Annotated in this window: 19 protein-coding genes; 7 read left to right on the top strand and 12 right to left on the bottom strand. The window is 62.8% G+C overall.

Annotation, left to right across the window (positions count from 1 at the left end; genetic code table 11):
- Positions 1-5 precede the first annotated feature (5 nt).
- From BUC04_RS12620 to BUC04_RS12595, 6 genes are all read right to left on the bottom strand, one after another.
- A complete protein-coding gene (locus BUC04_RS12620) occupies positions 6-635 on the bottom strand; it encodes a trimeric intracellular cation channel family protein (RefSeq protein ID WP_067661148.1) in 630 nt (209 codons plus the stop codon).
- Positions 632-1027, bottom strand: a complete 396-nt coding sequence (locus tag BUC04_RS12615; RefSeq protein WP_067661150.1) for a DUF2721 domain-containing protein — start codon at positions 1025-1027, stop codon at positions 632-634. The genes BUC04_RS12620 and BUC04_RS12615 overlap by 4 nt, the downstream gene beginning before the upstream one ends.
- Positions 1028-1035: 8 nt before the next feature.
- Positions 1036-2001 carry a cobalamin biosynthesis protein CobD/CbiB gene (locus tag BUC04_RS12610; protein WP_067661152.1) on the bottom strand — a complete coding sequence of 322 codons (966 nt, stop codon included), beginning with the start codon at positions 1999-2001 and terminating at the stop codon, positions 1036-1038.
- Positions 2001-2702: a 5'-methylthioadenosine/S-adenosylhomocysteine nucleosidase gene (gene mtnN, locus BUC04_RS12605; protein WP_067661154.1), complete on the bottom strand. Its 702-nt coding sequence runs from the start codon at positions 2700-2702 to the stop codon at positions 2001-2003. The genes BUC04_RS12610 and mtnN overlap by 1 nt, the downstream gene beginning before the upstream one ends.
- 86 nt (positions 2703-2788) lie before the next feature.
- Positions 2789-3289, bottom strand: a complete 501-nt coding sequence (locus tag BUC04_RS12600; RefSeq protein WP_073325912.1) for a hypothetical protein — start codon at positions 3287-3289, stop codon at positions 2789-2791.
- A complete protein-coding gene (locus tag BUC04_RS12595; RefSeq protein WP_067661158.1) occupies positions 3282-4130 on the bottom strand; it encodes a winged helix-turn-helix domain-containing protein in 849 nt (282 codons plus the stop codon). Before BUC04_RS12595 ends, BUC04_RS12600 begins: the two co-directional genes overlap by 8 nt.
- Before the next feature lie 431 nt (positions 4131-4561).
- Here BUC04_RS12595 and BUC04_RS12590 point away from each other — a divergent pair, with 431 nt between their 5' ends.
- The 5 genes from BUC04_RS12590 to BUC04_RS12570 all read left to right on the top strand — a co-directional run bounded on the left by BUC04_RS12590 (position 4562) and on the right by BUC04_RS12570 (position 8164).
- Positions 4562-5476 (top strand): C-GCAxxG-C-C family (seleno)protein, encoded by a 915-nt coding sequence (locus tag BUC04_RS12590; protein ID WP_067661160.1) that lies wholly within the window; start codon positions 4562-4564, stop codon positions 5474-5476.
- A 12-nt stretch (positions 5477-5488) separates the two neighbouring features.
- Positions 5489-5950 carry a hypothetical protein gene (locus BUC04_RS12585; protein ID WP_067661162.1) on the top strand — a complete coding sequence of 154 codons (462 nt, stop codon included), beginning with the start codon at positions 5489-5491 and terminating at the stop codon, positions 5948-5950.
- Between the two features lie 308 nt (positions 5951-6258).
- Entirely contained in the window at positions 6259-7239 is a 981-nt protein-coding gene (locus tag BUC04_RS12580) for a C-GCAxxG-C-C family (seleno)protein (RefSeq protein ID WP_067661164.1), read from the top strand.
- A 10-nt stretch (positions 7240-7249) separates the two neighbouring features.
- Positions 7250-7714 carry a hypothetical protein gene (locus BUC04_RS12575; RefSeq protein ID WP_067661166.1) on the top strand — a complete coding sequence of 155 codons (465 nt, stop codon included), beginning with the start codon at positions 7250-7252 and terminating at the stop codon, positions 7712-7714.
- A gap of 261 nt (positions 7715-7975) precedes the next feature.
- Entirely contained in the window at positions 7976-8164 is a 189-nt protein-coding gene (locus BUC04_RS12570; RefSeq protein WP_143165711.1) for a hypothetical protein, read from the top strand.
- Positions 8165-8290: 126 nt separating this feature from the next.
- Here BUC04_RS12570 and BUC04_RS12565 read toward each other — a convergent pair whose 3' ends face one another.
- Positions 8291-9709: an FAD-dependent oxidoreductase gene (locus BUC04_RS12565; protein ID WP_067661171.1), complete on the bottom strand. Its 1419-nt coding sequence runs from the start codon at positions 9707-9709 to the stop codon at positions 8291-8293.
- A gap of 12 nt (positions 9710-9721) precedes the next feature.
- Positions 9722-14173, bottom strand: coding sequence for a glutamate synthase large subunit (gltB, locus tag BUC04_RS12560; RefSeq protein WP_067661173.1), 4452 nt, complete (start codon positions 14171-14173; stop codon positions 9722-9724).
- A gap of 430 nt (positions 14174-14603) precedes the next feature.
- Between gltB and BUC04_RS12555 the strand changes: the two genes are divergently transcribed.
- Entirely contained in the window at positions 14604-15524 is a 921-nt protein-coding gene (locus BUC04_RS12555) for a tRNA modification radical SAM protein MnmL/YtqA (RefSeq protein ID WP_067661175.1), read from the top strand.
- 34 nt (positions 15525-15558) lie between these two features.
- Here the strand turns inward: BUC04_RS12555 and BUC04_RS12550 are convergent, their stop codons facing one another.
- From BUC04_RS12550 to lpxL, 4 genes are all read right to left on the bottom strand, one after another.
- Complete coding sequence (locus BUC04_RS12550; protein ID WP_143165710.1) at positions 15559-17271, bottom strand: RCC1 domain-containing protein; 1713 nt, start codon at positions 17269-17271, stop codon at positions 15559-15561.
- A 135-nt stretch (positions 17272-17406) separates the two neighbouring features.
- A complete protein-coding gene (locus tag BUC04_RS12545; protein WP_067661179.1) occupies positions 17407-18207 on the bottom strand; it encodes an acyl-CoA thioesterase in 801 nt (266 codons plus the stop codon).
- A gap of 185 nt (positions 18208-18392) precedes the next feature.
- Positions 18393-20096 (bottom strand): ammonia-forming cytochrome c nitrite reductase subunit c552, encoded by a 1704-nt coding sequence (locus BUC04_RS12540; RefSeq protein WP_067661273.1) that lies wholly within the window; start codon positions 20094-20096, stop codon positions 18393-18395.
- A 459-nt stretch (positions 20097-20555) separates the two neighbouring features.
- Positions 20556-21473, bottom strand: coding sequence for an LpxL/LpxP family Kdo(2)-lipid IV(A) lauroyl/palmitoleoyl acyltransferase (gene lpxL / locus BUC04_RS12535; RefSeq protein ID WP_067661181.1), 918 nt, complete (start codon positions 21471-21473; stop codon positions 20556-20558).
- 428 nt (positions 21474-21901) lie between these two features.
- Between lpxL and hldE the strand changes: the two genes are divergently transcribed.
- Positions 21902-23332: a bifunctional D-glycero-beta-D-manno-heptose-7-phosphate kinase/D-glycero-beta-D-manno-heptose 1-phosphate adenylyltransferase HldE gene (gene hldE, locus BUC04_RS12530; protein ID WP_067661183.1), complete on the top strand. Its 1431-nt coding sequence runs from the start codon at positions 21902-21904 to the stop codon at positions 23330-23332.
- Positions 23333-23335 lie beyond the last annotated feature (3 nt).

Raw genomic sequence — 23335 nt, 5'->3', positions numbered from 1 at the left:
ACTCCTTAATGCTTTTCGGGTTTGTCCAAGGCAAAGGCGGGCAGTGACAGCCCGGTGAAGATCCCCACCAGGCGCAGTACCAAGGTGCCCAGCATCCCCAGTACCGCAGCGAACACCGGCGCCAGGCCCAGGGCCAGGGCGCTGACGTAGAGCACGCCACCGGCGATGCAGGCAGTGGCGTAGATCTCGGTGCGCAATACCAGGGGCACTTCACGACAGAGCACGTCGCGGATCATGCCCCCCATCACTCCGGTCATGGTGCCCATCATGATGGCGATCAGCGGGGATGTGCCAAAGCTTAACGCCTTCTGTGCACCGATAACAGTAAACACTGCCAAACCAAAGGCATCCGCTACCTGGAACCAGCGACCGGAGAGTCGGCGAGGGCAGCGAACCAGCAAAATGACCAGGGCCGCAGTCAGGGCGATCAGCCAGACGTAGATGGTGTTGGTGATCCAGAACACCGGGGTGGCGCCGAGGATGGCATCTCGGACGGTGCCACCGCCAACCGCGGTGACGCCGGCCAGCACCAGCACGCCGAAGGGATCCATCCGCAGTCGACCGGCGGCCAGGGCGCCGGAGATGGCAAACACCACGGTGCCGAACAGATCGGCGGCATAGATGAAGTTGTTCATTTGGCCAGGTTATCCAGGAAGATGTCCAGGGCGCGCTGGGAGATGCGGATCTCCAGCACCGACAGCAACAGGGAGTAGATCAGCAGTGCCAGGCTGGCTCCGAAGGTCCAGAAGGCGGCCGCATCCAGCTCTAAGTAAATCAGCAACATACTCAGCACGCAGAAGATGAAGCTGAGCACGCCTGCCTCCTGCATGCGGCGGATGATGCCGATGCGGCGACGCAGGTTATCCAGCTGCTGGCTGGCCACCTGGCAGGCTTCGGCCGCGCTGGTGGTTTGGGTTTGCGGTGCCAGCGAGCGGACCAGGGCCGCCAGGGACAGGAAGCGATTGGTGTAGGCCAACAGCAGCAGGGAGATGGCCGGAAACAGCAGGGCCGGGGTGGTCAAGTCCATGGTGGCTCTCAATAGATGGTGTGGTACCAGACCAGGGCCAGAGCGGCCCCGAGCAGGAAGATCAGTGCCAGCCACAACCAGCTGGCGAAGCTGAGCAGACGGCGGGTGCGCAACACATCCTGGCTTTGCGGTGCGCTAGCTGGCCCCAGCCGAGGACGCAGCAGGCGCTGGCCCTCGATCTGCCATGGGCCGCCGAGCTGGCGCCCGAGGCTAAAGGCCAGGCTCAGCTGTGGCCATTGCTGACTGCGGCTTTGCCAGTCGCCGGTGAGCTGGTGCCGGGCTCGCCACACGGCAAAGGGGGAGCCGTACAGCGACAGGGTCAGCGCCAGCAGGCCATTGACCGGCCAGGCCAGCACCGTCGCCAGGGTCGAGACCGGTTGGGCATAGGGTGCCATCTGCGGCCGGTTGCGATGCCAGGCCCGGGCCAGCTCCTGACAAAGCCAGGCCAGCAGGGTCAGGTAGATGCCGCCGATGCAGTACCAGAACAACACGGTGAACAGCTGACTCTGGCTGTGGGCCAGCTGGGTTTCGATGCCGGCCTTGGTCAGTCCCAGTTCCGACAGGCTCTGGGTATCGCGGATGGTCCAGTGACTGAGCAGGCCGCGGGCCTGCTCCTTGTGTCCGGCCTGCAGCTCTGCCGCCAGGCGGACGCTGTCCTGGCCCAGGGCGATGCCGGGCATCAGCCAGGCCAGCAGGGCCAGTTCAAAGGGCAGGGGGTAGGCGGCGACGTTGAGGATCAACGCGGTGGCCAGCAGGCAGGGCAGCAGCACGATCAGGCTGGCAAGGGTGCCGGCGATGCGCTGCTGTTGCGGGCTGCGCTGGGGCTTGTGGGTCTTGCGAGCCAGGGTCTCGGCGATGGGCGCCAGGTAGCGCCGGGGCCGGAAACGCTCCGGGATCAGCAGCGCCATCAGGTAGGCCACCGCAAGCAGCAGCGGTGGCATCAGCATCGGCGCGAAGGGACCCAGTTGAGCCATCAGGCGTCGGCCAGGGATTCCAGCATCACCATCACCACCTTGGCGGAGTGCTCGCCGGCTTGAACGATGAAGCTGTCAAAGTCCACGGCACCGTCGTCGTTGGCGTTATCGGAGATGGCGCGGATCACCACGAAGGGGGTACCGAACTGGTGACAGGTCTGGGCGATGGCCGCCGCTTCCATTTCACAGGCCGCCATGGCGGGGAAGTTGGACAGCATCACCTGGGTGCGGGCGGGATCGGCAATGAAGCTATCACCGGTGCAGATCAGGCCCTCGATGGCGTTAACCTCACCCACCTTGACCACACTCTCGCGGGCCACTTTCACCAGCTGGGGATCGGGGCTGAAGGCCGCCGGCTGGCTCGGTACCTGACCGATCTCGTAGCCAAAGGCGGTGGCATCCACATCGTGGTGACGCACCTCGGAGGAGATCACCACGTCGCCAATGCTCAGCGCCTGGGCGAAGCCACCGGCGGAGCCGGTGTTGATGATGCAGTTGGGCTGGAAGCGCTCAATCAGCAGGCTGGTGGCGATGGAGGCGGCCACCTTGCCGATGCCGGAACGGCACAGTACAACGTCCGCCTGGCCCAGCTTGCCCTGGTAGAATTCGATGCCAGCCACGGTGTCGATCTGCAGGTTCTCGATGTGGCTGCGCAGCAGGGCAACCTCTTGCTCCATGGCGCCAATAATGCCGATTTTCATGATATTGCTTCGCTTTAAAAAGATGAATGGCGGTAATGATACCAGCTTTTCCGGCCGGCACAGTGACCCTGGGGTGATCCGGCAGGTTATCCGGCGTAGACGCAGGAGCAGACCATCTGGCTGGGCTCAAAACGGACCACGATGGCGTTGTCATCATCGTGACGTTCAATCACCTGCATCTGTACCCGGTGGATGCCATCGCGGTCCACATTACTGGCGATGGCGTTGGCCAGTTGATGGTAGTGGGCCGGCAGTTGGGCATCTTGCTGGTGCATCACCGGTTCGAACTGATCCATGTCCATCACCAGGTTGTCAGGATCGCGGTTCACCCGTTTGCCGGACAGCATCAGGGTGGCGATGGGCTCCCCCTCGACGCTGAAATAGCGGTAGTAGATGCGCCCACTTTTGCCGAAGAAGACATAGTCCGCCAGGTAAAAGCCTTCTGGTCCAGAGGCTTCCGATGACGCATCGTACAGGGTGTTATGGCAGTTGAGGCGCAGGTAACCGGGCCCGGGCCGCAGCCAGTGGGCCGCGGCAATCAACAGTACCACCAGGACCAGCAGGGCCAGTTTCAATCGGTCAGTCACACAGGCCTCCCTTCTGGAACCATTGCTCTGGGGCGAAATCGCCGCGCAGGCGGGTATCGACGACCTTCAGGTTACGCAGCTTCAGTTGCCCCCCCTCATCGTGTCCTACCAGGGTGACAGAGAGCCCCTGCTGATCTGACGACAGGGCGATGTAAACCGACTCCCAGGGGGCTTCGGGGCATTGTGCCAGGCTCTTGAGGATGCGATCGCTCAGGGCTTGTTGATCCAGGCCGTGGCCGGTGCTGGGGCTGTACCAGTGCAGGGTGACGTCCCCATGACTAATCTGCCGTGGCTCGAAACCTGAGCTCGCCTGGGTACGGATGAAGTAGCTGGCGTGGGTGAGCAGCAGCAAAACCAGCAGTACCCCCACCAACAGCAGTGACAGCGCCCGGTTGCGGACCCACCAGGGGACGCGGGTTGGCTTTTCTTGGGCTGGCTGGGGCTTGATCGCTGCCAGACTGGGTTGTGGCTCCACGCTGTCGACAGACGGGCTGGCGATCTGCTGCTCAGCGCTGCCTGCCTGGGGTTCGTTGGCCAGGCGGTAGCCCACCCCCTTGATGGTCTCAATCAGGGTGTGGTCTTCATCTTCCAGGAAGTTGCGCAGCTGAAACACAGCCCGGGCCACGGCGGACTCCCCCACCTGGGGTTGATCGAACTCGCCGCAGCGCAGACGCAACTTGTCCACCGGTCGGCCACGCTCCGCCACCAGCAAGGTCAATACCTGGCACTCTGCCCGGGGCAGGTCCCATTGTTCGCCGTTGGTGTGCAGCAGTCGTTTGGTGTCCGGCAGAAAGCTGCAAGTTCCGATATGAACCAGGTTGGGGTGCTGTGTCTTGCTCATTCAGAGGATGGTATCGCCTTGTCCGAATACTGTCCGTGATCCGGTCAGCAGCTTAACGGGTTAGCCATAAAGGCAACGCTAGAGGTGGACCGGGCAAGAGGCAAAGCTGCCGGTCGCATCTGTGATCCACAACCGCTAATTTTCGCCCCGGCAAATCGATTTTTGTCACCGCAAATAAACATTTGCGCCACCAAATCCCCACCTTTACTGGTGGCTGATTATCTTGAGTCGACCTCATGGTGCGCCAGCTCACAAAATGGCGGCTGCGGCCGTAGGGAGTTTCGCATGAGGGGCGAGCGAATTTTGGTCGCTCCAGCCCAATCCTTTGTGTGATTGCCACACCAAAATCGGCCCCCGACGCTCCGTAACATGGCTTCCATCTTTGGTGGCGACAGTGGGTTGCCGCTGCAACATTGAGAAGGTGAGTAGAGATGACGGCAAAGATCGATCGTCGTAAAGCAATGGGTCAGATCCTGGGGATCGCCGGTGGTGCCGGTGCGGCGTTGGCCGTACCCAGTGTGTTTGCTAACGAAGGCGGCTGTGGCAGTGAGATCGGTATCGGCTGCGGCGGTAACGGCGACCTGGGTCAGAACCTGCTGCAGTACGTTAAGCTGGACCCGATGGCGGTTGCCAAGACCGCCTACGAAGGCTACGGCAACGGCGGCTGCATGTACGGTGTGTTCCACGCCATCGTCAAGGAGCTGGCCAAGTCCGGCAGTGAGAATGCCGAGAACTTTGCCGCCATCCCCACCAACATCTCTGCTTATGGCGGCGGCGGCATCGCTGGCTGGGGCACCCTGTGTGGCTGTGTCAACGCCACCGCCATGGCCGTTAACATGCTGGACGGCGTTGACCGTCCCAACGTGATCCGCGCGGTATTCCGCTACTACGAAAGTGCCGACATGCCCCGCGGCGACAAGTCATTCCTGGATGCCATCGGTGCCCCGACCCGCTTCAACGGCAATGACGAGCTGCTGACTCCGGAGCACATCAAGAGCTCCGTAGCCCAGACCATCCTGTGTCACGCCTCCGTTTCCCGCTGGTCCAAGGAATCCGGTTACGGCTCCAACCACCAGGCCAAGCTGGAGCGTTGCGCCCAGGTCACTGCCGAGATTGCCTACCAGACCGTGGTCTACCTCAACGCCTCGCTGGAACAGAACCTCGACGCCCCGACCCAGTCGCCGGACAACGGCGAGTGCATGGCCTGCCACGGTGGCACCGATGCTGAGCGTGAGGACTACTTCTTCACCGACGTGAACAGCCAGATGGAATGCAGCTCTTGCCACACGCCGCACAAGATCGTCACCGAAGGCAACCCGCACAACACCTGCAGCGACTGCCACTGATAGGAGAGCGCCATGAAAAGAGCGATTGGCCTGGCAGGGGTTCTGGCGCTGAGCCTGACCGCCTGCAGCAGCGACAGTGATAAGCGCGTCAACGTGGACGAGGCAAACGAGCTGGTTGTTTCTGCTATCACCCTGGACGTCGAGACCTACCAGGTGGGTTTCCGTCTGCACGATGGCAACGGCAACGCCGTCTCCGGTGTGAACGACTACAGCGTCACCTACTACGGCTTCGCCGGCGAAGAGCACACCGCCTTTAGCTTCCCCTGGCACAGTGCCGAGCAGTTTGGCTGCGGCCAGGAAGTCCCGGCATGTCTGGGGGATCTTGAGGAGCACGCCAAGGGTCAATACCGTTTCCTGCCGGATCAGGCGCCGGAGATGGGCTGGCGCATTGAGGACGTCAAACTGACGGTTCGAGTCCACGGTGCCCGCACCAGCAGCGCCCCTGAGGTGGTGGTGCCGGAAGCGGCACAGTAAAGACTCGCTAACCTGCTCATTGAGGCCCCATCTGTGATGGGGCCTTTTTTGTACTCGGCTTAACGAGTATTTCAGGCCGTATGTGCCGGTTTCAGATTATGGATTTGCACAAGGGGGAAGAGGTAATGGGGATTCTTCGAACCTGCTGGATTTGTCTTGGGGTTCCGCTTTTTTTATACCGAATTAGGTTACTATTTGGCCTGTGATCTTGCTATCAAATGGCTGATTTGTAGATGGATATATTGATTCTCAACCGGAGTGGCCCAGGAATCCCTGGCCTGCCGATTTCTGAGTAAAGGAGAGCAATGATGTCCATCAATCGACGCAAAGCCATGGGGCAGATCCTTGGCATCGCCGGCACCATGACCGGGGCCGCCCTGATTGGGCCCAAGGCCCTGGCCGCGGACCACCCCTGCAACTGCTGCGACAACGGGGTGGGTACCGGGGGTACCGATCTGGAAGAGCGCCGCCTGCCCTATGTTCGCCTCGACCCGCTGGTGGCAGCGAAAGAGGGCTACGAGGGCTATTGGCGCAAGCACTGCTCCTATGGCTGTTTCCAGTCGATCCTCAAGCCGTTGGCGGACGAACTGCGCCGCCAGGGCCGCGACGAGGATGCCGAGCGGGTGGAGTGTGTGCCCACCAACGTGGCCGCCGTGGGCCAGGGCGGCATGCTGGGCTACGGCTCCCTGTGTGGTGCCCTGACCGGCATCGCAATGGCGGTGAATATCCTCGAGCTGCCCGGTGGCAACGCCACTAATGCGGCGGTGCTGCACGCCATCTTCCGTTACTACGAGAAGACCTCCATTCCGGTGGGAGACGTGAACGAATCCGGTTACCTGAAGTTTATCGGTGCACCGTCCAACCAGTGGGACGACGGCAGCGCGGTGACCCAGGAGCAGGTGGGGGCCTCGGTAGCCGGCTCGGTGCTGTGCCACGCCTCCGTCACCAACTGGTCGATCTCCAGCGGGTATGGCATCGGCTCCAAGGCCTTTACCGAACGCTGTGCCCAGGTGACTTCCGACATCAGCTACATCGCGGTCAAGTTCCTCAATGACGCCCTGGACGGCAAGCTGGATGCCCCGATTGTAGCGCCGGCCAACGAGGGCTGTATCAGCTGCCATGGCCAGCCCGGCGATGCCCAGACGCCGGACAACCCGGTGGGGGCCAGCAACGTGATGAGCGGTATGGAGTGCGCCTCCTGTCACGCCCCGCATCCGCTGGACACCACGCCGGTGCACCCGGACTTCGGCGGTGGCGATCTGTCTGACTGCCTCACCTGCCACAAGTAAGGAGGTGTCTATGTACAAGCAACTTGCCACCGCAGTAGGGCTGGCGCTGCTGGTCTCCGCCTGCAGCAGTAGCAGCGATGACGATCCGGCCCCGGGCCTACCCATCGACCAGGCCGACAGCGTGGTGCTCGAGGTAACCGGCTTTGATGCCAGCAGCCACGAGGTCACCTTCACCTTGGCGGACGACAGTGGTGAGCCGCTGACCGGAGCGGGGGATAACTACCTGCTGGCCTTTCTGGGCTTTTCCGATCAGGTGATCTCCGCCTACAACATGGGCTGGCATCACAGTGAGCAGTTCGGCTGCGGTGAGTTTGTGCCCCAGTGCCTGGGCGAGCTGGTCAGTGAGGAGCCGGGACAGTACCGCTTTGTGCCGGATGTCACGCCCGAGTGGGACGAGAGCATCAACCAGCTAAAGCTGATGATCCACGTCGCCGGTGAGCGTGCCGCTTCCGACTGGCAGACCATCACGCTCTGAGTTTAGGGTGAGGTTGAGCAACAACGGCGGCACCCAGTGCCGCCGTTTTTTCTCTGGACTGACACGCTAGGCAGTAGGAGGGAGATTCCAGGTTGGGGATTTTTTGTTCACCAAGGGGATAACACTCTTGGCCTGACAAAGGTGATAACAATGGTGTAGAGACTGGGATGCCGCCACGGCGGTTACCCGGTTTACGGATAGCAGGTGGACTGACGCGACCCCAGGGTGGGCGTGGCCATCCAGTTTGCGGAGGGAGGCGACATGGTATTGAGCATCCTGTTGAGGCTTTTGGTGGGACTGGCAGCAGTGCTGGTTACCCTGGCCCTGTTTAGCCTGGTGGGCAAGGTGATGGACTGGGTATACCGACGCTGGGCGCCCCACGGCACCTGGCAACCTCCGCTAAACACTAGGGAGCCGCCCGCCAGTCCGGTGGACAGTGACGCCGAGTAACCCCTCACGCGGTGTTGATCGATATCGGCTCGCCCTCTTGGGGCCGGCCGCTGGCCTGTCAGCGACACACTGCTCGCTATGAAAAAGCCCGCTAAAATCAGCGGGCTTTGTGCTTTGCGGCCGGTGTTAACTCTGGCGCTGATCCAGCATGTCGAGGATCCCCGCCGCGGCGCGGCGGCCCTCGTCGATGGCGGTGACCACCAGATCCGAGCCACGCACCATGTCGCCGCCAGCGAATACCTTGGGGTGGCTGGTCTGGAAGGCGAACTTACCGCCCTGCGGGGCACGTACCCGGCCCCACTCGTCGGTGAGGATGCCGTGCTCGCCCAGCCAGGGCGGCGGGCTGGGCTGGAAGCCAAAGGCGATCAGCACCGCATCGGCGGCCAGGATGTGCTCGCTGCCCTCGATGGGCTGGGGACGACGACGGCCGTTCTCATCCGGCTCACCCAGTTCGGTTTCGCAGCACTTAAGACCGATCACCTGGCCTTCCGGACCGGTTTCGATGGCCAGGGGCATGCGGTTGAACAGGAACTCCACCCCTTCCTCGCGGGCATTTTGTACCTCGCGACGGGAGCCGGGCATGTTGGCTTCGTCCCGGCGGTAGGCACACTGCACCGAGGTGGCACCCTGGCGCACCGCGGAGCGGACGCAGTCCATGGCGGTGTCGCCACCACCGAGCACCACCACCCGCTTGTCCTTGAGATCGACATAGTCGTGCTCGGTGGCGTAGCCCTCGAGCTTGGCGGTGTTGGCGATCAGGTAGGGCAGGGCCTGGTAGACCCCCTGGGCAGACTCGCCGGGCAGGTTGCCCTGCATCGACTTGTAGGTACCCATGCCGAGGAAGACGGCGTCGTACTGCTCCACCAGATCGGCGAAGGCCAGATCCTTGCCGATCTCCACCCCCAGCTTGAACTCGATGCCCATCTGCTCGAACAGGCCGCGGCGCTTGCGCACCACCTCTTTCTCCAGCTTGAACGAGGGGATACCGAAGGTGAGCAGGCCGCCGATCTCCGGATGGCGATCAAACACCGTCACCTTGGCACCGTTACGGCGCAGGATGTCGGCACAGCCCAGACCGGCGGGGCCGGCGCCGATCACCGCGACATGCTCCGGCCGTGGCTCGACATTGGAGAGATCCGGCTTCCAGCCCATGGCGATGGCGGTGTCGGTGATGTACTTCTCCACCGAGCCGATGGTCACTGCGCCAAACTCGTCGTTGAGGGTACAGGCCCCTTCGCACAGACGGTCCTGGGGGCAGACCCGGCCGCACATCTCCGGCAGGGTGTTGGTCTGGTGCGACAACTCCGCCGCTTCCATGATCCGGCCCTGCTTGGCCAGGCGCAGCCAATCCGGGATGTAGTTGTGCACCGGGCACTTCCACTCACAGTAGGGGTTGCCGCAGTCCAGGCAGCGGTCGGACTGGGCGTCCACCTCTTCCTGGTCAAACGGCTGGTAGATCTCCACGAAGGCTTCCTTGCGCTTGCTCAGCGCTTCCTTGGCGGGATCCTGGCGTTCGATGTCGAGAAATTGAAAATCGTTGCTCATGATGCGTCGTCCTTATCCCGCCTGTACCTTGAGTTCGTTGCTCTGCTGGATGGAGAGCAGCTCGGTCAACTGACTGGACTTGGGCTTAACCAGCTTGAAGCGGGGCAGCCAGTGGGTCAGATCCTGCAGGATGTCATAGGCCCGCTCGGAGCCGGTGGCGTCGTAGTGGGCCTGCAGCAGCTGCTTGAGGTGATGTTGGATCATCGGCTCGGACACCGGCAGGGTCTCCACCAGCTCGCCGTTGATGCGGCGCTCGAAGTCGTTGTGCTGATCGAACACGTAGGCGAAGCCGCCGGTCATGCCGGCACCGAAGTTCACCCCGGTCTCGCCCAGGATCACCACCACACCGCCGGTCATGTATTCACAGCCGTTGTCGCCACAACCCTCGATCACCGCGATGGCACCGGAGTTACGCACCCCAAAGCGCTCACCGGCCTGACCCGAGGCAAACAGCTTGCCGCCGGTGGCACCGTACAAACAGGTGTTGCCGATGATCACCGAGTCGTGGCTGTCGTAGGCCACCCCCGGTGGGGTGCGGACGATCAGCTCACCGCCGGTCATGCCCTTGCCGACGTAGTCGTTGGCGTCGCCGGACAGGGCCAGCTTGAGGCCACCGACGTTGAAGGCACCAAAGCTCTGGCCCGCGGTGCCCTGGAACTCGATATGCAGGCACTGCTCCGCCAGACCCTGGTTGCCCCATTTGGCGGCAATCACCCCGGACAGGGTGGCGCCGACGGAGCGGTCGGTGTTGAGGATCGGCAGCTGCCACTGGCCGTCGCGCTTCTGCTCGACGTGGTCCTGGGCCAACTCCACCAGCTGGCGGTTCAGCTCGCCCTTATCCAGCGGCGGATTAAGCTCGGTGTTGAAGCGGGCGGTGTGCTCAGAGGGCAGGGCTTGAGTCAGTACCGGGGTCAAGTCCAGCTTGCCCTGGCGCTCGGTTTGACCCGGCAACTGGGCCAGCCAGTCGCTGCGGCCCACCAGCTGGTTGAACTCGGTCACCCCCAGCTGGGCCATCAGGGTACGCACATCCTCGGCCATAAACTGGAAGAACTGCATCACCTTCTCCGGGGTGCCCCGGTAGTGCTGCTCACGCAGGCGCTTGTCCTGGGTCGCGACCCCGGTGGCGCAGTTGTTGAGGTGGCAGATCCGCAGGTATTTGCAGCCCAGGGCGATCATCGGGGCGGTACCAAAGCCGAAGCTCTCGGCGCCCAGCAGTGCCGCCTTGACCACATCCAGGCCGGTCTTGAGGCCGCCATCCACCTGCAACCGCACCTTGTGGCGCAGGTTGTTGGCCACCAGCGCCTGCTGCACCTCGGCCAGACCCAGCTCCCAGGGAGAGCCGGCGTAGTGGATGGAGGTCAGCGGTGAGGCACCGGTACCGCCGTCGTAGCCGGAGACGGTGATCATGTCGGCGTTGGCCTTGGCTACGCCACAGGCGATGGTGCCGATCCCCGGCTCGGATACCAGCTTGACCGACACCCGGGCCTTGGGGTTGACCTGCTTCAGGTCGAAGATCAGCTGGGCCAGATCCTCGATGGAGTAGATATCGTGGTGCGGCGGCGGCGAGATCAGGGTCACGCCGGGACGGCTGAAGCGCAGGGTGGCGATCTCCGCCGACACCTTGTGGCCCGGCAGCTGACCGCCCTCACCGGGCTTGGCGCCCTGGGCCACCTTGATCTGGATGACGTCGGCGCTCATCAGGTAGGCAGCGGTGACGCCGAAGCGGCCGGAGGCCACCTGCTTGATGCGGGAGTTGCCATCGTTGCCAAAGCGGCGCGGATCCTCGCCCCCTTCGCCAGAGTTGGAGTGGCCGCCGAGCCGGTTCATCGCCACTGCCAGCGCCTCGTGGGCCTCCGGCCCCAAAGCACCGATGGACATGGCGGCGGTGTCGAAGCGCCAGAACAGCTTGGACTGCGGCTCGACCTGGTCGGCGTCGATGCCGTCCTGGCCGGGCTTGAGGGCGATCAGGTCGCGCAGCGCCGCGGCCGGGCGCTGATCCACCAGCTCCCGGTAGCGGGCCCAGGCCTCGGCATCGCCGTGGTTTACTGCCTGTTGCAGCTGCTGCACCACATCCGGGTTGAAGCAGTGGTACTCGCCACCGTGGACAAACTTGAGCAGGCCGCCGTGGGCCAGCGGCTGGTGACGGCGGAACGCCGCCTGATGCAGCCGGGCCTGGTCCGCCTCGATGTCGACGAAGTCGGCACCCTGGATGCGGGAGGCAACGCCGTTGAAGCACAGCGCGATCACCTCATCGGACAGCCCCACAGCCTCAAACAGACGGGAGCAGCGGTAGCTGGCGATGGTGGAGATCCCCATTTTGGAGAGGATCTTCTGCAGCCCCTTGTCGATGCCGGCACGGTACTTGTGCAGCAGCTCGCGGATGCGGTGAGTCTCGCCCCGCTTGGGTGCCATCACGTTGATGCACTCGTAGGCCAGGTAGGGGTAGATGGCGGTGGCACCGAAGCCCAGCAGTACGGCGAAGTGGTGCGGATCCCGGGCGGCGCCGGTTTCGACGATGATGTTGGTGTCGCAGCGCAGCTGGTTGCGCACCAGGGTGTTCTGTACCGCGCCTACCGCCATGGCAGCGGGGATCAGCAGCTTGTCCTGTTGCAGCTGGCGGTCGCTCAGCACCACCATGGTGGCGCCATTTTGCGCCTCCACCTTGGCCTGGCGGCAGATCCGCTCAATGGCGGCCTGCAGGCCCTCGGCCGGGTCGTAGTTGAGATCGATCTTGGCAGAGCTGTAGTGCTCGTTATCCAGCGCCATCAGTTGGGCAAAGTCACTGTACAGCAGCACCGGTGAGTCGAAGATCACCCGGTTGGCCAACCCGGTGGTTTCGTTGAAGGGGTTTTGCTCCTTGCCGATGCAGGTGGCCAGGCTCATCACGTGTTTTTCCCGCAGCGGATCGATGGGCGGGTTGGTGACCTGGGCAAACTGCTGGCGGAAGTAGTCAAAGATGGAGCGCACCTGGGTGGAGAGCACCGCCATCGGGGTGTCGTCCCCCATGGAGCCCACCGCCTCGGCGGCACCGTCGGCCAGCGGCCAGATGATCTCCCGCAGCTCCTCGCGGGAGACGTTGAACATCTTCTGGTACTGCAGCCGCTGGTTGTCGTTCATCTCGGCGCTGCCGTCCGCTTCCAGCGGCAGGTTCTCGCCGGCCACTAGGCGCTTGGCGTTGACCTTCATCCACTCGCCGTAGGGGTGGCGGTTCTTCAGATCGGTGTCGATCTCGAACGAGGTCTGCAGCTTGCCGGTGTAGGTGTCCAGCACCAGCAGCTCACCGGGGCCGACCCGGCCCTTGGCCACCACCTCGTCGGGCTGGTAGTCCCAGATCCCCACCTCGGAGGCCAGGGTGAGGATACGATCCTTGGTGATGACGTAGCGGGAGGGGCGCAGGCCGTTACGGTCGACTGCACAGGCGGCGTGACGGCCGTTGGTCAGCACCACCCCGGCGGGGCCATCCCAGGGCTCCATGTGCATGGAGTTGAAGTCGTAGAACGCCTTGAGATCGTCGTCCATCTCCGGGTTGGACTGCCAGGCCGGCGGGATCATCAGTCGCATCGCCCGCTTGATGTCCATGCCCCCGGCCAGCAGCAGCTCCAGCATGTTGTCCAGGCTGGAGGAGTCGGAGCCGGACTGGTTGACGAAGGGGGCGGCGTCCTGCAGATCCGGGATCAACGGGGTGCGGAACTTGTACTGGCGAGCCACCGCCCACTGGCGGTTGCCGGCGATGGTGTTGATCTCGCCGTTGTGGGCCAGGTAGCGGAACGGCTGAGCCAGCTGCCAGCGGGGCTGAGTGTTGGTGGAGAAGCGCTGGTGGAACAGACAGATGGCGCTGGCCATGCGCAGATCCGCCAGGTCGGGGTAGAAGGTGGGCAGGTCGCGGGGCAGCATCAGGCCTTTGTACACCACGATCTGGCCAGACAGGCTGGAGACGTAGAAGTCCGGGTCCTGCTCCAGCTCCTTCTCGATGCGGCGACGGGCCATATAGAGGCGTCGCTCCAGGTCCTCATTGCGCCAGCCCACCGGGGCGTTGATAAACACCTGCACCATGGCGGGGGCATCAGCGGCGGCGATGGGGCCGAGGGTGTCCATCTGTACCGGCACATCACGCCAGCCCACGACGCTGAGGGTCTCGCGCTCCAGCTGCTGGCGGATGATCGCCTTGCTGGCGGCCTGGCGCACCGGGTCGTGCCCCAGCATCAGCATGCCGACAGCGTATTTGTCGGCCAAACGCCAGCCGTTCTCTTCGGCGATGTGCTGGAAGAAGCCATCCGGCTTGGCCATCAGCAGGCCACAGCCGTCACCGGTTTTGCCGTCGGCGCCGATGGCACCACGGTGTTGCAGCCGATCCAGCGCGGAGATAGCGGTGCGGACCACGCGGTGGCTGCGCTCCCCTTCCATGTGCGCGATCAGGCCAAACCCACAGTTTTCCTTTTCGAAACCGGGTTGATACAGACTCATGTGTTCCCTCCAGCCTCTGCACCGTGATGAGGCATTGACGGCACAGGTACATATTTATGCAGCAGAACATTCTAAATTACTTTTCGCTCTCGAACCGGTCAATAACCGGGCTTGAGGCGCAGCCGGCATGGAATCATATGATTGGGCTATAGCTTGACAGGAATCAGGGGCTTAGGCAGGGCGATTAACGAACGTAAAATATGCACTTTGAGCGCGCTAAATCCCGCTTTTTGCAGGGGTGGGAGCAGGGTGGCGAATCCGGCTCAGCCAAAATGGGGCAGGGCTGCCCCGTTTCGGGTCAGTGGGGTTATCGGCCGATAATCCCTGCTTATTGTCACCGTGATCCGGATCGGTGCATGGGGCGCGGCGATCTGGTAGCCTTGCGCGTTTTTTCGACAGCCCGGTTTTGCCGGGCGGCATTGGAGCGAGCATGGGGCTGAATCAGCACGTCCACACCCTGGGTGAGTATATGAAGGCGCGGTACGGTGAGAAGATCCATAAGCTCACCATCGACGCGGCGTTCACCTGTCCTAACCGGGACGGCACCCTGGGGCGCGGCGGCTGCACCTTCTGCAACGTCTCCTCCTTCAGCGCCGAGCACGGCAGCAAGGCCTCGGTGGCGCAGCAGCTTAGCGACGGCAAGGCCCGTCGACCGAATGCCGCCAAGGCGGGTAAGGCCAAGCGCTACATGGCCTACTTCCAGGCCTACACCTCTACCTACGACGAGTACGCGGTGCTCAAGCGCAAGTACGAGGAAGCGCTGGCGGTGTCCGACATCATCGGCTTGTGCGTCGGCACCCGGCCGGATTGCGTGCCGGATGAGGTGCTGGCGCTGCTGGCTGGCTACCAGCAACAGGGGATGGAGGTGTGGCTGGAGCTGGGACTGCAGACCGCCCACAGTGAGACCCTGAAGCGGATCAACCGCGGCCACGAGTTCGAGGTGTACGCCGACACCGTGCGCCGGGCCCGGCTTTATGGCATCAAGGTGTGCACCCACTTGATCCTGGGCCTGCCTGGAGAGACCCCGGCCCATGCTCACCAGACCCTGGACCAGGTGCTGGCGGTGGGCGTCGATGGCCTCAAGCTACACCCGTTGCACATCGTTCAGAACAGCACCATGGCCAAGCAGTATGAGGCCGGCCGGCTTGAGCTGTGGTCGATGGACAGCTATGTGAAGACCTGCGGTGAGCTGATCCGCAAGACGCCGAAAGAGGTGGTCTACCACCGGGTGGCGGCCTATGCCCGACCGCCGGAGCTTATAGCCCCGGACTGGTGCGGCGACAAATGGCTGGCGATGAACGCCATCGTTGAAGACCTCAAGGCCCGCGGTGGCCAGAGCGCGGCGCTTTAGCCACGCCCTAACGGTGTTGCCCGGCCTTGCTGGTTCAGGGCGGCGTCAGGCTGGACTCGGTCAGGACGAACTGCGGCGCCAACCGATGGTGCACCTGCGAGCTGTCCTGGCCGTTGTTGGCGGGACAACCCGAGCCGTTACACCAGTTGTTGCTGCCCCAGGTGGTCACCTCGCCATCGTTCTTCAGCGCGGCAAAGGCCTTGCCGGTAGCAAATACCCGTTGCACACCCTGGCTCAGTTGCTCGGCCACCTCGCTGCTGTCGCCAGCGCCCGAATGCGACCCCCATACCACCAGTGAGCCATCGGCTTTCAGTGCCGCAAAGGCCCCCCAGGAGCCGTCGCTGGTGAATACCTCACTGACCCCTTGCTCAAGTGCCTCTGGCCGCTCGGCGTGGTTGCCGCCGGCGTGATGGCTTCCCCACAGGATCAGCTCGCCGCTGGCCTTGCGAGCGACAAAGGCGCGCCGATTGGTGTAGATCTGCTCGACACCGCCGGCCAGCTCTGACGCCACGGCACTGGAATCGCCGCCGAGAAAATCCAATCCCCAGGTGACCACACTGTTGTCCGCCTTGATGGCGGCGAAAGCGCTGTCTCCGGCCACGAGGCGAACCACGTCGGCGCGCAACTGCTCCGCTACCCGGCTTTGGTCACCGCCCCCTTCCGGGTTGCCCCAGCTGACCACCGAGCCATCGGACTTGAGAGCGGCGAAGGCGGTGAAGCTGGCGTAGAGCTTCACCACCTCATCACCAAGCTGTTCGGCCACTGCGCTGCTGTCACCACCGTAGTCGTCCTGGCCCCAGGTGATGACCGAACCGTCCGCTCTGAGCGCGGCAAAGGAGGTCCAGTTGGCCTCAACGGCGGTGAGGTCATGCAGCGCATCCCGGGGCACATCGCCGTCAAAGCCACAGTCAGGGCATTTCCAGGCGACAACCTGTCCGTCGGCCTTAAGGGCGGCAAAGGCCGAGCCCGAGGCGGTGATGGAGACCACGTCGCTGGCAAGCTGATGGGCGACGTGGCTGCTGTCGCCGCCCTTATCCGCCTTGCCCCAGGTCACCACCGAGCCGTCGCTGCGCAGGGCGGCGAAGGAACCGGAGAAGCTCCCCTGGGTCGAGCTGATGTCCTGAACCGAATGCAGCTGGGTGGCAACGGCGCTGCTGTCACCGCCGGATTCGGGTCTGCCCCAGGTCACTACGCTGCCGTCCTGCTTGAGGGCGGCAAAGGCCCCCTCCCTCTCGTTTCGGTAGAGGCGAGCCACGCCGTCGGTAAGTGCATGGGCCACTGCGGAGCTGTCGCCACCCTTGAGCGGATGGCCCCAGGTCACCACCTCGCCACTGCTTTTCAGCGCGGCAAAGGCCTGCTCGCTGCCGACAATCTCCATCACCACGTCCGGTGTGTAGACCACGTAGGCGAGTGGAGCTGAGGGTGAGCCCTGAACCGTGGCCTCTAGGCGGACTGGCGCGCCATAGTGCTTGGCTGGTAGCACCAGGGTGTCGTGTTCGGACACCAGCTCATCGTCTATCCACCAACGGTAATCAATCTGCGGGCAGTGCTGGCACTGGATCTCGGCGCTAAGCGGTAGATTGACGCCGTACTGGCCGGCGATCGCCAGCCGGGATACCTCCGGCGCAGGCGCTTCGTCCGTCTCGTCGCTGCGCAGGCGGACAGGATAAACAGGCAGGGAAGGAATATGAGTGCGGTTGAAAGAGCGCGATGCATAGGACCTCCGCAGGGCAGGGTAATAACCCAATCTGCCAATACGGATGGATAAAAAGGGGCGCAGCGATCACGAATCCGGCTTCTGCTGCGCCGAGGCATAGCTGCCTGCCAAGGGGGGCGGCTTCAAACCAGGCTCAGCGAGAGCAGGCTCTCTTTGGGTTGTCTGTCAGGCGAATACCGCCACACTCTGGCGGCTGATCGCCACCAAGTCGCCGGAGTGGTCCCAGATGTCCGCTTCCAGGTGGGCATAGCCATTGGCGGCCTGGCGGGTGATCGCCTTGTAGGCAAACCAGTCACTGCCTGCAGCGGGTGGGTGCGGGTGAATAAACTCCAGGTTCCACATCATGGTGCTGACCGGCGCCGGGGCCTTCATCATCTGCAGCACCGCCGGAGGCCAGGCATCAATAAGACCAATCAGGTGGGCGTCGGTGACTATCTTGGGTGGCTGGCCGAAGCGCATCCAGCCGCTCAACTGCGCGCTGCGGTTGCCGCTGTAGGGCAGGGCGCCTTCCGCAATGGCCAGCTCGACGTGCTGGATAAAGTTGGGGGTGACACCCGGCAGGAAGGGCATCTTGCTGAGCTGTTCGGGCTGCGGTAATCCATGCTGGCGACGCTGGTTGACCTCGATCTCTGAAAAACGCTCTACCCCGAAACTGGCTTGCTGCAGCACTGCCACCTGGCCGTTCTGGATGATCCGGGCGGTCAGCTGAGAGGCGCTTTTGCCCTCACGCAGCAGCTCCACCTGGAAGCAAAACTCGGTGTCAGCCAGCAACGGGCCGACAAAGTTGGTGGTGAGTGAGCGCAGCGGACGGTCGTCGGCCACCTGGGTTTTCATTGCTGCGTAAAGCAGTGCAGCGGAGAGGCCACCAAAGGCGGTGCGGCCCTGCGCCCAGCTGTCAGGAAAGGTCATGCTGGTGTGGTTCAAGGCACAGGCCCTGGCCTGTTCGAGCAGCGCATCAATGTTCATAACCGTCTGATGTTGTCGGATTGTTGTATCGACACTAACTGGTATGACCAGGTGGGTCAATGGGCTGCACTTCGGGGTATTTCGATAACGCGCTGGGGGGGAATGGAGCGCCCGCTACCTCATCGGACAAAAAAGCCGGCCCCAGGGGGCCGGCTTGGACGTGAGAGTGAGATGAGGTCGTGCGATTAAAGTTGCAGGTCGACCGGCCACTCCTTCTTCACGCGCTCTTCGATAAAGGTGTCTTTATCGGCCTGCATCTTCTCTAGGTTGAGGCCTGCGTGCGGCTGATTCTTCGCTTTGCTGTCGTAGTCCGCCGGGTTGTAGACGTAATCTGCGGCGTACTTAGTCAGCAGAGCGTCGGCGTCGACCAGGGCGGCATCGATGATGGCATTGGTCTTGGTCAGCAGACGGATCGCCTCTTCCGGGTTATGGGCGTGGATACCGTGGGACGCGGTGGCACTGTCCCAGAACCATTGGGCATTACGGATCTGGGTCAGCAGTCCGTTCATCTCACCCGCCAGCTCGGTACCGGCCGCCAAGGCGCCCTCGTAGTTGGCTTTGGCTTCGCCGATGGTGGCGCCATCGTTGATGCCTTTGATGCCGTTGGCAGACCAGATGGCCTGAGCCTTCACATGCAGCTCGGTCAATCGGGCGTCGGAGCCGTTGGTGCCGAAGCGCAGCTCGTTGATGGTGGCCTTGCGGGCAGACAGCATGGTGTCGAAGGCGTCAGCGTCGTGACAGCCCTGGCAGCTGCTGGGCAGTGCGTTGGCATCGAAGCGCACGTTATGGCGGAAGTACTCAACCCCATCGTCGTTGCTGGCCTTAGGCATGTGGCAGGTGACACAGGTGAAGTCCATGTGGCTGCTCATGCCAGCGGACTGGCGATCCGCCAGGTTCTCGTACTCCGGGTGCTGCGCTTTCAGGCTCGGGGCACCGGAGATGGCGTTGGTCCAATCCTTGAAACCGATGGCGTCGTAGTAGGCCAGTTGCGCTTCGGCGGTGAAGCCCAGGTAGAGGTCATCATCACCCTGGTAACCGGCTTGCTCGGCGTAGTTGGTTTCGACACCCGGAACCCAGAAGTCCCAGGGGTATTTGACGTTGCGGTTGTCGGTGCCGTCGAAGTAGTACTCAACGTGGCACTGGGCACACACCTGGTTGCCCTGCTCGGCGATCTCCTGCTGGCCGAAGGTGCGACCGATTTCCGTCATTGCCCGGTCGGTGAACGGACGAGACAGGCGCAGCTTGTCTTCACCCAGTTCGTGACAATCGGCACAACCGATGGTGTTGGACATCTCGTGGCCCCAGGTCGACCAGGAGTTGTCGGAGAAGTAGCCTTCGCCAACCTGGTCAAACATGCGGGCGGAGTCCGGGGTCTTACAGGACCAGCAGTTGGCGGGCATCGCCTCACCCACTACGGTGCCGTCTTCGCTGACCATGGGGTTACCGGTGCGCAGGGAAGCGATCACGTCGGTCAGGGCGAAATGGTGGCCTCGAGCACGGTTGTAGTCCTTGGCGAAGCCGTAACCTGCCCAGGCAACGACCAGGTTTGGATTGGCTTCCAGCAGGTCATCCGGCCCCGCTTCCGGGGTGTTCTCTTCGGTTTCGGCCCAGGAGGCAAACTCCGCCGGGAATTTCTCGGCCCAGTTGGCGCTGTTGTAATAATCGATCGGGCCTTCGGAGGGCGGGATCACACAGCTGTTGGTGTCAGGATCCAGCACGGTGCCCTCACCGCATTCGGTCGGCGGCGGGCCGGGGACCACCTCGCACATGTTGTTATCCGGGTTGAGGACAGAGCCTTCACCGCAGGTAACGTCGTTGCCATCATCGCTGCTACATCCAGCCAGAGCCATAGGTACGGCCATGGCGATCAATACTTTGTTAAATTTCATCATCATCCTCTGCAATCGCTTGTTGTTGTTTGCTACTCGTAAAGGTGCATTTGCGTTGCGAGATTGATTTGAGCATGTGAATTTCAGCTTTCCAATTGTCGAAATTTCTTTTTCTAATTAGTGAGATCTCCTGCCTGAATCGGGTTTCTGTAGGGCGATACCCGTTGTATTCCTTGCCCCTTGGGGCAGGGCACTGATTCAGAAGATCACGTTTTAAGACAAAGGTGTGTGCTGGATGCCACTTTCCCGGTAACGGGCAGAAAGGTCTTTCGCGGTATCGCAAAAAGCTTCATTTTTGTGAGCAGGCTCAACCTGTTTGTTAGTGTCGATTTTCCGAGGTTTGCCAGTGGAAGTTGGCTGATGAGCCTGGGTTGAAACCATCGCGGAGAGAGGGGAAGAGTCGTCGACCCAATGGCCTGGGCAAAGAAAAGCCCAGTCAGGCTGACTGGGCTTGTTGTTTCAGTAGAAGGCCGGGTCGTCCGGAGAGGGCCGGGTCTTGAAGCGGCGGTGCAGCCACATGTACTGATCCGGCCGTTTGAGCACCAGCTGCTCGGTGACATGGTTGCAGCGTTGGGTGTCCGCCTGCTCGTCGCCACTGGGAAAATCCGCCAGGGCCGGCTGGATCTCGATGGTGTAGCCGGAGTGATCGGCGTTACGCTCGACGAAGAAGGGCAGCACTCGAGCCTTACCTAGCTTGGCCAGGGTGGAGGCACCGGCGGCAGTGGAGGCGGGGATGCCAAAGAAGTCGACAAAGGTGCCCTTGCGGCCGCCGTCCTGGTCCTGGGTGTACCAGAGCACCTCGCCCTTGCGCAGTGCCTTGACCATCTGGCGTACCTCCCGCTTGGGGATCAGCGCCTTGTTGGACTGCAGCCGGCCCTTAACCTGGAGGTACTCCATCAGCTTGTTGTTGTGGGGGCGATACACCCCGATCCCCTGCCGGTATTGGCCGAAGATCCGGGCACCCGGTTCCAGCATCAGGCAGTGGGCGGCCAGCAGAATGACCCCCTGGCCCGCCTCGGCGGCGGCGTCTACATGCTCGGTACCCTTGATGGTCATGTGACGCTGCACCTTTTCATCAGACCACCACCAGGCGTTGGCGCTGTCGAATATCGCCATGCCGGTTTCTTCGAAGTTCTTGACCACCAGCGCCTCGCGCTCGGCCTCCGGCATCTGGGGGAAGCAGCGCTCCAGGTTACGACGGGCGACATGGGCGCGCTTGGGCACCCAGCGCAGGATGGCGCGACCAAAGGCGCTGGCCAGACGGTACTGGGTGGCCAGGGGCAGGCGTGCCATAAGCTTCATTACCGCAACCCCAAACCAGGTTAACCAGTACTTGGGGTGAAGCAGGCTGCGGTCAAACTGCGCGCTTTGTTGCATCTCGTTCCTCAATGAACAGGGGCGAAGTGCCCGCTGCAGCATGGGCTGCAGAGTGTGGTGGGCTGAGCGCGGGTCAGGGCGTCAGCGCCGTCGGGGCTCGAACCGGGCTCTGGATACTATCGCTTCGTAGCCCGGTCTACCCTGGCCGCTATCTTACTGAAGCAGAGCGCATTAGAGGGCTTGCGACAACGGACTTTCGGCGGGTAGTCAACGGACAGAGTAGGATAAAGCCCACTGGCGGGGCTGGCAACCGTGCTGGCCGCTGCGGCGCCTGGTGCGCGCTTGGCCCATTAACGGTGGCACAACCCAGTGTAAAGTAGCCTGAATCAGCCTCGTATTTGCCCGCTTTGTGCGCCAAAGCCAAGCCTTGCCCCCGGGGGGCTGTGTTACACTCGCGACACTGATTGTTGAAACGATTGAGAGTGGCGATGAAAGTGTCCCTGCCTGCATTTGAACAGGCTCAGGTCTTGGTGGTCGGCGATGTGATGCTGGACCGTTACTGGGTTGGCCCGACTGGCCGGATCTCTCCGGAAGCCCCGGTGCCGGTGGTGAAGGTGGATAGCACCGAGGATCGCCCCGGCGGCGCGGCCAACGTGGCACTGAATGTGGCGGCCCTGGGCGGCCAATCTGCCCTGGTGGGGCTGGTGGGTTGGGATGAAGCGGCGGATGCATTGCGCCAAAGCCTCAACGCCGCGGGGGTGAAACCCCAGCTGGTGGCCGTTGAGGGGGCCCCCACCATCACCAAGCTGCGGGTACTGTCCCGCAACCAGCAGCTGATCCGACTGGATTTCGAGGATGGTTTTGATGCGGAATCCGCGGCCCCGCTGCAGCAAGCCACTGAGGACAACCTGTCCCAGGCCAAGGTGATGGTGCTGTCGGACTACAACAAGGGCGCCCTGCAGCAGATCCATGACCTGATCGCCAGCGCCAAACAGGCTGGCATTCCGGTGCTGGTGGACCCTAAGGGCAGCGATTTTGGCAAGTACCGCGGCGCCACCCTGCTGACCCCGAACATGTCCGAGTTTGAGGCCGTGGTCGGCCCGGTGGACGGCGAAGCAGACCTGGTGGAGAAGGGCCTGGCCCTGATCGCTGAGCTGGAGCTGGAGGCACTGCTGATCACCCGTTCCGAGAAGGGGATGACCTTGCTGCGCCCCAACCTTCCGGAGCTGCATCTGCCGGCCATGGCCCGTGAGGTCTACGACGTTACCGGTGCCGGTGACACGGTGATCGGTACCCTGGCCGCCGCCCTGGCTGCCGGCAGTGAGCTGGACAGTGCCTGTGCCCTGGCCAATGCCGCGGCCTCCGTGGTGGTCGGCAAGGTGGGCACCTCTGCCATCTCTGACGTGGAGCTGGCCACCATGGTCGCCTCCATGCACGACGAGGGTGGTTTCGGTGTGATGAGCGAAACCCAGCTGTGCTACGCCGTCGCAGCCGCCCAGGCCCGTGGCGAGACCGTGGTGATGACCAATGGCTGTTTCGACATCCTCCACGCTGGCCACGTCAGCTACCTGAACCAGGCCCGCAAACTGGGTGATCGCCTGATCGTGGCGGTTAACGATGACGAATCGGTGCGCCGCCTGAAAGGCGATGGTCGCCCGGTTAACAGCGTCGACCGTCGTATGGCGGTTCTGGCCGGTCTGGGTGCGGTGGATTACGTGGTGCCCTTCAGCGAGGACACCCCGCAGCGCCTGATCGCCCGGGTTCTGCCGGACATCCTGGTGAAAGGCGGTGACTACGAGGTTGAGCAGATCGCCGGACACCGCGAGGTGTTGGATAACGGCGGTGAGGTCAAGATCCTTGGCTTCGAAGATGGCTGCTCCACCACCGCCATCATCAATACCATCCGCCAGCAGGATTGAGCG

The sequence above is a fragment of the Ferrimonas marina genome (assembly GCF_900129905.1).
Taxonomy (GTDB): domain Bacteria; phylum Pseudomonadota; class Gammaproteobacteria; order Enterobacterales; family Shewanellaceae; genus Ferrimonas; species Ferrimonas marina.
This window is presented reverse-complemented; position numbering and strand designations above follow the sequence as displayed.

Coding starts and splice junctions, on each gene's coding strand:
- BUC04_RS12620 (WP_067661148.1), bottom strand. CDS start 635: ATGAACAACTTCATCTATGCCGCCGATCTGTTCGGCACCGTGGTGTTT.
- BUC04_RS12615 (WP_067661150.1), bottom strand. CDS start 1,027: ATGGACTTGACCACCCCGGCCCTGCTGTTTCCGGCCATCTCCCTGCTG.
- BUC04_RS12610 (WP_067661152.1), bottom strand. CDS start 2,001: ATGGCTCAACTGGGTCCCTTCGCGCCGATGCTGATGCCACCGCTGCTG.
- mtnN (WP_067661154.1), bottom strand. CDS start 2,702: ATGAAAATCGGCATTATTGGCGCCATGGAGCAAGAGGTTGCCCTGCTG.
- BUC04_RS12595 (WP_067661158.1), bottom strand. CDS start 4,130: ATGAGCAAGACACAGCACCCCAACCTGGTTCATATCGGAACTTGCAGC.
- BUC04_RS12590 (WP_067661160.1), top strand. CDS start 4,562: ATGACGGCAAAGATCGATCGTCGTAAAGCAATGGGTCAGATCCTGGGG.
- BUC04_RS12585 (WP_067661162.1), top strand. CDS start 5,489: ATGAAAAGAGCGATTGGCCTGGCAGGGGTTCTGGCGCTGAGCCTGACC.
- BUC04_RS12580 (WP_067661164.1), top strand. CDS start 6,259: ATGTCCATCAATCGACGCAAAGCCATGGGGCAGATCCTTGGCATCGCC.
- BUC04_RS12575 (WP_067661166.1), top strand. CDS start 7,250: ATGTACAAGCAACTTGCCACCGCAGTAGGGCTGGCGCTGCTGGTCTCC.
- BUC04_RS12570 (WP_143165711.1), top strand. CDS start 7,976: ATGGTATTGAGCATCCTGTTGAGGCTTTTGGTGGGACTGGCAGCAGTG.
- BUC04_RS12565 (WP_067661171.1), bottom strand. CDS start 9,709: ATGAGCAACGATTTTCAATTTCTCGACATCGAACGCCAGGATCCCGCC.
- gltB (WP_067661173.1), bottom strand. CDS start 14,173: ATGAGTCTGTATCAACCCGGTTTCGAAAAGGAAAACTGTGGGTTTGGC.
- BUC04_RS12555 (WP_067661175.1), top strand. CDS start 14,604: ATGGGGCTGAATCAGCACGTCCACACCCTGGGTGAGTATATGAAGGCG.
- BUC04_RS12545 (WP_067661179.1), bottom strand. CDS start 18,207: ATGAACATTGATGCGCTGCTCGAACAGGCCAGGGCCTGTGCCTTGAAC.
- BUC04_RS12540 (WP_067661273.1), bottom strand. CDS start 20,096: ATGAAATTTAACAAAGTATTGATCGCCATGGCCGTACCTATGGCTCTG.
- lpxL (WP_067661181.1), bottom strand. CDS start 21,473: ATGCAACAAAGCGCGCAGTTTGACCGCAGCCTGCTTCACCCCAAGTAC.
- hldE (WP_067661183.1), top strand. CDS start 21,902: ATGAAAGTGTCCCTGCCTGCATTTGAACAGGCTCAGGTCTTGGTGGTC.